The sequence below is a fragment of the Ruminococcus sp. D54t1_190329_F1 genome (assembly GCF_015551645.1).
Taxonomy (GTDB): Bacteria; Bacillota; Clostridia; order Lachnospirales; family Lachnospiraceae; genus Blautia_A; species Blautia_A faecis.
The window spans coordinates 1-5,863 of sequence record NZ_JADNDC010000075.1 but is presented as its reverse complement, the minus strand read 5'-3'; the positions used below and the strand labels follow the sequence as shown (position 1 = coordinate 5,863).

At 36.5% G+C, this 5,863-nt stretch carries 6 protein-coding genes and 3 pseudogenes; 8 read left to right on the top strand and 1 reads right to left on the bottom strand.

The window, feature by feature from the left end:
• The 8 genes and pseudogenes from I2D69_RS19355 to I2D69_RS19320 form a co-directional block, all read left to right on the top strand.
• Positions 1-319 (top strand): annotated as a pseudogene (locus I2D69_RS19355) (transglutaminase); the annotation flags it as partial.
• 34 nt (positions 320-353) lie between these two features.
• Complete coding sequence (locus tag I2D69_RS19350; protein WP_148463781.1) at positions 354-1,007, top strand: class I SAM-dependent methyltransferase; 654 nt, start codon at positions 354-356, stop codon at positions 1,005-1,007.
• Between the two features lie 165 nt (positions 1,008-1,172).
• Positions 1,173-1,385 (top strand): annotated as a pseudogene (locus I2D69_RS19345) (ATP-binding cassette domain-containing protein); the annotation flags it as partial.
• Positions 1,386-1,615: 230 nt separating this feature from the next.
• Positions 1,616-2,308 carry a Crp/Fnr family transcriptional regulator gene (locus tag I2D69_RS19340; RefSeq protein WP_195380402.1) on the top strand — a complete coding sequence of 231 codons (693 nt, stop codon included), beginning with the start codon at positions 1,616-1,618 and terminating at the stop codon, positions 2,306-2,308.
• A 39-nt stretch (positions 2,309-2,347) separates the two neighbouring features.
• The gene (locus tag I2D69_RS19335; RefSeq protein ID WP_148463783.1) at positions 2,348-2,779 is read left to right on the top strand and encodes a flavodoxin family protein; all 432 of its coding nucleotides are present in this window, start codon (positions 2,348-2,350) and stop codon (positions 2,777-2,779) included.
• Positions 2,780-2,804: 25 nt separating this feature from the next.
• A complete protein-coding gene (locus I2D69_RS19330) occupies positions 2,805-4,559 on the top strand; it encodes a DUF2075 domain-containing protein (protein WP_173772872.1) in 1,755 nt (584 codons plus the stop codon).
• Between the two features lie 14 nt (positions 4,560-4,573).
• Positions 4,574-4,894 (top strand): nucleotide pyrophosphohydrolase, encoded by a 321-nt coding sequence (locus tag I2D69_RS19325; RefSeq protein WP_148463785.1) that lies wholly within the window; start codon positions 4,574-4,576, stop codon positions 4,892-4,894.
• Between the two features lie 206 nt (positions 4,895-5,100).
• A pseudogene (locus tag I2D69_RS19320) lies at positions 5,101-5,673 on the top strand (sugar ABC transporter permease); the annotation flags it as partial.
• Between the two features lie 64 nt (positions 5,674-5,737).
• Here I2D69_RS19320 and I2D69_RS21305 read toward each other — a convergent pair.
• On the bottom strand, positions 5,738-5,806 hold the full coding sequence (locus I2D69_RS21305; RefSeq protein WP_347708407.1) for a hypothetical protein: 69 nt from the start codon (positions 5,804-5,806) through the stop codon (positions 5,738-5,740).
• Positions 5,807-5,863 lie beyond the last annotated feature (57 nt).

Here is a 5,863-nt window from a genome sequence, read left to right as displayed (position 1 = left end):
TCAGTGGTATGAACTGGAAGCTTTCATTTTGGATAAAACCTATATAAAGAAGTTACAGGAACGAAATCCGGAATGTAAAGGTGCATTTTGCGGTTATGGAGTAGCAGTCAAGGATTTCAGAAATCTCATTATTGAATTTGATAGGAACAATACTTATATTCAGAGCGAAGGAATCAATCAGGATTTTGGTGTTTATGATTGTCCAGATGAACTGTTGAAGGAACATCATCAAGAAATTTCAGCCTTTAAAGCATTTGCTTATAGACATATTGGAAGACATCTCATGAATCGTAATGTCAGGAAGATTAGAGAACGATAGTTTTAAGCTTTTAGAATTAAATTTGGAGGGTAATATGGCAGACAAAATACAAAATGCCTATGAAACATCAAAAAATATATATGACGATGTTCTTACGCAAAGAAATATTTTCAGCAAACTGTATATTAAGTTATTTTGGAGTGGCACTGATGATAATGATATAGCACGAAAAGTTTTAGCATATGTTCCTGATGACTTTTCAGGAAATCTTCTTGATGTTCCGGTTGGAACTGCTGTATTTACGGAAAACAAATGGAGTTCGCTGAAAAATGCACATATTACTTGCCTTGATTACAGCATAGATATGCTTGATCAAGCCAGAAAAAGACTTGGCAGTCATGCACATATCAAATGTATTCAGGGTGATGTGGGGAATCTGCAAATGGAGAATGAATCTGTTGATACCGTTGTCAGTATGAATGGTTTTCATGCATTTCCTGACAAGCAAAAAGCATTTCATGAAATATGGCGTGTTTTGAAACCAGGCGGCAATTTCATTGCCTGTTTTTATATCAGGGGAAAATCGAAACGGACAGATTGGCTGGTAAAAAATATTCTTGCAAAGAAAGGGTGGTTTTCTCCACCGTTTCAGACGGAGAAAGAGCTGAGAGATATCCTTCAAAAACTATATAAAGAAATGGATATCCATGTTGACGGTTCTATGGTATATTTCCGTTGTGTGAAGTAATGCAATGATGCTGGATTTATAATAAAGTTTCAGATAATAAGTCTGGAACTTTATTTTTGTCTAAATGGATTATTGCCGTCCGTTCAGGTCTGGATAATGCTCGATTCTCATGTTAAGATAATAGAAAAGGTCAGATAAAACTAACACAAAGAAATACCACCAGTGGAAGCAGGAAAACGGCTGTCCGGTGGAGAAAAACAGCGCATTTCCATCGCAAGAGCGATTCTAAAAGATGCACCAATTATTATACTGGATGAAGCAACAGCCAGTGTAGACCCGGAAAATGAACATCTGATCCAGGCAGCTATATCGGAACTTACAAAAGAAAAAACCATAGTAACCATTGCACACAGACTGGTGACGATTGAACAGGCAGACCACCGATTTCTTCCAGTTCCAGTGCTTTTTCAATAACCGGTGTGAAATCTTTCTTCTCATCATCAATTTCACCATGAGTATAGATGTTGATTCCTTTTCCCTCTGTCTGTTCACATTGAAAATAAAACATTTTTTAATCCTCCGTTTATAGTATTTACCTTTTGTTTCTGCTAAAAGTATAGTATGATAAATACAACTTGTATGTTTGATTTCAAACAGGAGGAACGATTTTGGAAAAATATTTACCTATTCTAAGAAGTAGCCCATTTTTTAAAGGTCTTAATGATAACGAGATATTATCCATATTGCATTGTGTAAATGCAACAGTAATTTCAAAAGAACGGGATTCATCTATTTTCAGAGCAGGAGATTCTACCGAGTTAATGGGGCTTGCGGCGTCAGGCTGTGTTCTTGTTATTCAGGAAGACCTCTGGGGACATCGGAATATTCTGTCGAAATGTCATGCCGGAGATTTTTTTGGAGAACCATATGCAGCAAGACCGGGGGCTGTTTTGAATATCAGTGTGGTAGCTGATGAGGATTGTGAGATTATTTTTCTAAATGTCCAGAGGTTGCTGGTCACTTGTCCAACTGCATGTGAGCATCATCAGAAGTTGATCCGTAACCTGGTCAGTGTTCTGGCAAATAAGATACTGATCCTAAACGATAAGATTACACATGTTGGCAAACGAACAACAAGGGATAAACTATTGTCATATCTGTCGGCAGAATCCATCAGACATTCGTCGTTATCTTTTGATATTCCCTTTGATCGGCAGCAGTTGGCAGATTATCTTTGTATTGATCGTGCAGCAATGTCTACGGAGATATCAAAGTTACAAAAAGAAGGCTTTATAAAAACAAATCGAAATCATTTTGAGTTGATTGCTTGTAATGACACAGATTTACAAACTAACAAATGATGGTATAATTTTATTGTTGAACTGACAGAAAGGGTAGATATGAGAAAAGCAATCGTATATGCATCGGTGCATCATGGAAATACAGAAAAAATAGTAAAAAGCATAGCAGAAGAGTGTCAGGTAGATTTGATTGATGCAGTAAAACAGTCAGATGCAGATCTGAGCAGTTATGATATGATCGGGTTTGCATCAGGAATCTATTTTTCAAAGTTTCATCAGTCGATGTTGAAATTTGCTGAAAAGAATTTACCAGATGACAAAAAGGTCTTCCTGATCTGTACTTATGGTGGAAGTGCGAATTATAAATCCATAGAGCAGATTTTGAACAAAAAACATGCCAGCGTAGAGGGTAAATTTGGATGCAAAGGATACGATACATTTGGTCCGTTCAAACTGGTCGGAGGTATTGCAAAAGGACATCCAGATGATAAAGATATCCAATATGCAGTGGAATTTGTAAAAGACTTATAAACATGTAAAGAAGAGGAGCAGTAAAATGGAGGTTGCAAAACCAATCATTCGTAAAATAGATGATACACCTGAGTCATTAAAAATATTTGAAGAGGATTTATGCTCTTATTCGGATGAAAACGTACAGGAAATAATAACTTCGTATCCAACTGTATATATCCATAATTGGAAAGAATCTGATGAGTATGAGGTGTACATAGGAGAATCAAATAATGTGATTCAACGTACAAGACAGCATTATGAGACCGGACTTTATAATGCAAATTCCTGGCAAAACAGAATAACAGGAAAATCTGCGGCCTTGTATATTATCGGTCATGAACATTTTAACAAGTCTATGACATTAGATGTTGAAAATCGTTTGATGCATTATATGCTCAGTGTACCTAAGGTAAGAAAAGTTCATAATCTTCGAGGAAATCCACAGAATCATTATTATCCTATGGAGGAATTGGACAGGATTTTTTCAAAAATCTGGAGAGGCCTTCGGAAAGATAATAAAGATCTTTTTCCAACTGAAAGCATGATACATGATTCTGCAATCTTTAAAGCATCGCCATTACATAAGTTAACAAAGGAACAGTTACAGGCAAGAGATAAAATAATTGAACGTGTGAAAATGGCTTTATCCATAGGTGCTGCAGGTCAATTAATCTTTGTAGAAGGCGAAGCAGGAACTGGAAAAACAGTATTAAACAGCAGCACATTTTATGAAATATGTTGTCTGGCAGAGGAAAATGGTTTGGATGATCTGAGATGTAATCTGATCATTAATCATGATGAACAAATTACGGTATATGAGCAGATCGCTGAAAAATTAGGTTTAACAGATAAATATGGAGAAGTGGTTTCTAAACCAACACGATTTATAAATACACATTCTCCGAATAATCCAGTAGATATAGCTTTTGTTGATGAGGCTCATTTGCTTTGGACACAGGGTAAACAGTCATATTGTGGTGATAATCAGTTGCAGGATATAATTGAACGCGCCAGGGTAACAGTTGTTATGTTTGATGAGAATCAGATTCTAACAACGGAGCAATTTTGGGAGTCACAAATACTTGACAAATACAGAGAAGAAGCCAAGAAGAATAAGAATTATATTGTACTTAAAAACCAGTTAAGAATGCATGCAGGGAAAGAAATGTTAAACTGGATAGATGGATTTACAAAGAGAAAAGAGATACTTCCCTTGCCGAAACCTACTATTGACTATAGTATTCGAATCTTTTCTTCGCCAGAAAAACTGGATGAAGAAATATGTAAATTAGCAGACAAAGAGGAATCGTCGTTATCTCGTTTGATTGCAACATATGACTGGGAATATAATGCCAAAACCGATCCAACTGAACGTCTGAGTAAATACTGGGAAGTTCTTATCAATGGATGGCATAAGCCATGGAATAGAGAACTGGAATCTGAATTGTCTCCAAAACAAAAACGTTATAATAAGAAACTAGCGTGGGCAGAGCAGAAACAGACAATCGGAGAGGTAGGATCTACATTTACAATTCAAGGTTTTGATCTGAATTATGCAGGTGTAATTCTAGGTCCATCTGTAAAATATAAGGATGGAAGAATTGTCTTTGATCCAGATTCGAGTTGTAATACAAAAGCTGTCAGAAAACGTACCTTGTCAGATGGGACAAAGAAGAAATTTGGTGAAGAGTTGCTCCGGCATGAAGTAAGAGTCCTTATGACAAGAGGAGTCAATGGATTGTTTATTTATGCTTGTGATGAAGAATTGCGAAAAGCATTATTAGCTGCCGTAGAATAGAGAGGTATGAGGAATTGAATAAAGAAACAATAGATAGAATTAGAAAATTTTCAGAAGATAGAGACTGGGATCAGTTTCATGGACCGGCAAATCTTGCAAAATCAATTGTTATTGAAGCAGCAGAGCTTCTTGAGTGCTTTCAGTGGTGTGATGATAATTTCAATCTTCAACATGTGAAGGAAGAATTGGCAGATGTACTTATATATTCTCAAAATCTGTTGGATAAGTTGGGACTGGATGCAGATGAGATCGTAAATATGAAGATGGATCAGAATGAGGCAAAATATCCGGTAGAAAAAGCAAAAGGTAGTGCTGCAAAATATACGGAACTGTAACATCAAAGATAAAACAAGGGTGAATTGCTCAAACTGTAAGCTCACCACCCTTGCATATCATAGAAGAATCTTATTTACAGACTTTTTCTCACAGTCTCCAGATTGGATTTCTTCTCCTTCCAGGTATTTTGATTTTTGGATTCTTTACCATTTATCCAATCGTAAAATTATTTATCACAAGCTTTTTCAAATGGGATTTTGGCTCTATGTTTGATCAGGAGTTCATCGGATTTGCCAATTATAAAGAGGTTTTAACGGATCCATATTTTCACCTGGCATTTTCGAATTCCATTGTGTATACATTGGTAACAGTACCAGCACAAATGATACTTGGACTTCTGATCGCAATGCTCATAAACAATATTAATAAATTTTCCATTAGTTATCGAGTGGCATATTACCTTCCCGTTATTACTTCATGGGTAATTGCATCCTTAGTGTTCAAGTATGTTTTTAACACGGAAGGATTGCTGAACTATTTTCTTACCAAAGTAATACATTTGACCAGTGGAAACATCCATTGGCTGGACAGTCGGTGGGGCGGCATGAGCGTTGCAATGCTTTTGGGAACCTGGAAGGGAATCGGCTGGAATATGGTAGTCTTTTTAGCTGCTTTACAGACTGTTCCAAGGGACTTATATGAGTCTGCAGCATTAGATGGTGCCGGAACCATTGCCAAATTTATCTATGTGACAATTCCTTCCATAAAAGGAACGATCCTGTTTGCACTGGTAATGCTCACCATTGGTGGATTTAATGTGTTTACATCGATTAAAATGATCACAGATGGAAATCCAGGACATAAAACAGAAAGTGTGCTGACCTGGATGTATTATAAGGCATTTAGTACAGGTGATTTTGATTTAAAGAGATCAGATAAACACCATCTGGTTCATCGTGTAATTCCTTGATGTAAGTATTGCCGTTGAGATAGAAGATTCCAATTTCACCATTAGCAAGAGAATCTTT

What these genes read in the sequence shown, in the direction of transcription:
- I2D69_RS19330 (WP_173772872.1), top strand. Translation starts at nt 2,805, where the DNA reads ATGGAGGTTGCAAAACCAATCATTCGTAAAATAGATGATACACCTGAG.
- I2D69_RS19350 (WP_148463781.1), top strand. Translation starts at nt 354, where the DNA reads ATGGCAGACAAAATACAAAATGCCTATGAAACATCAAAAAATATATAT.
- I2D69_RS19335 (WP_148463783.1), top strand. Translation starts at nt 2,348, where the DNA reads ATGAGAAAAGCAATCGTATATGCATCGGTGCATCATGGAAATACAGAA.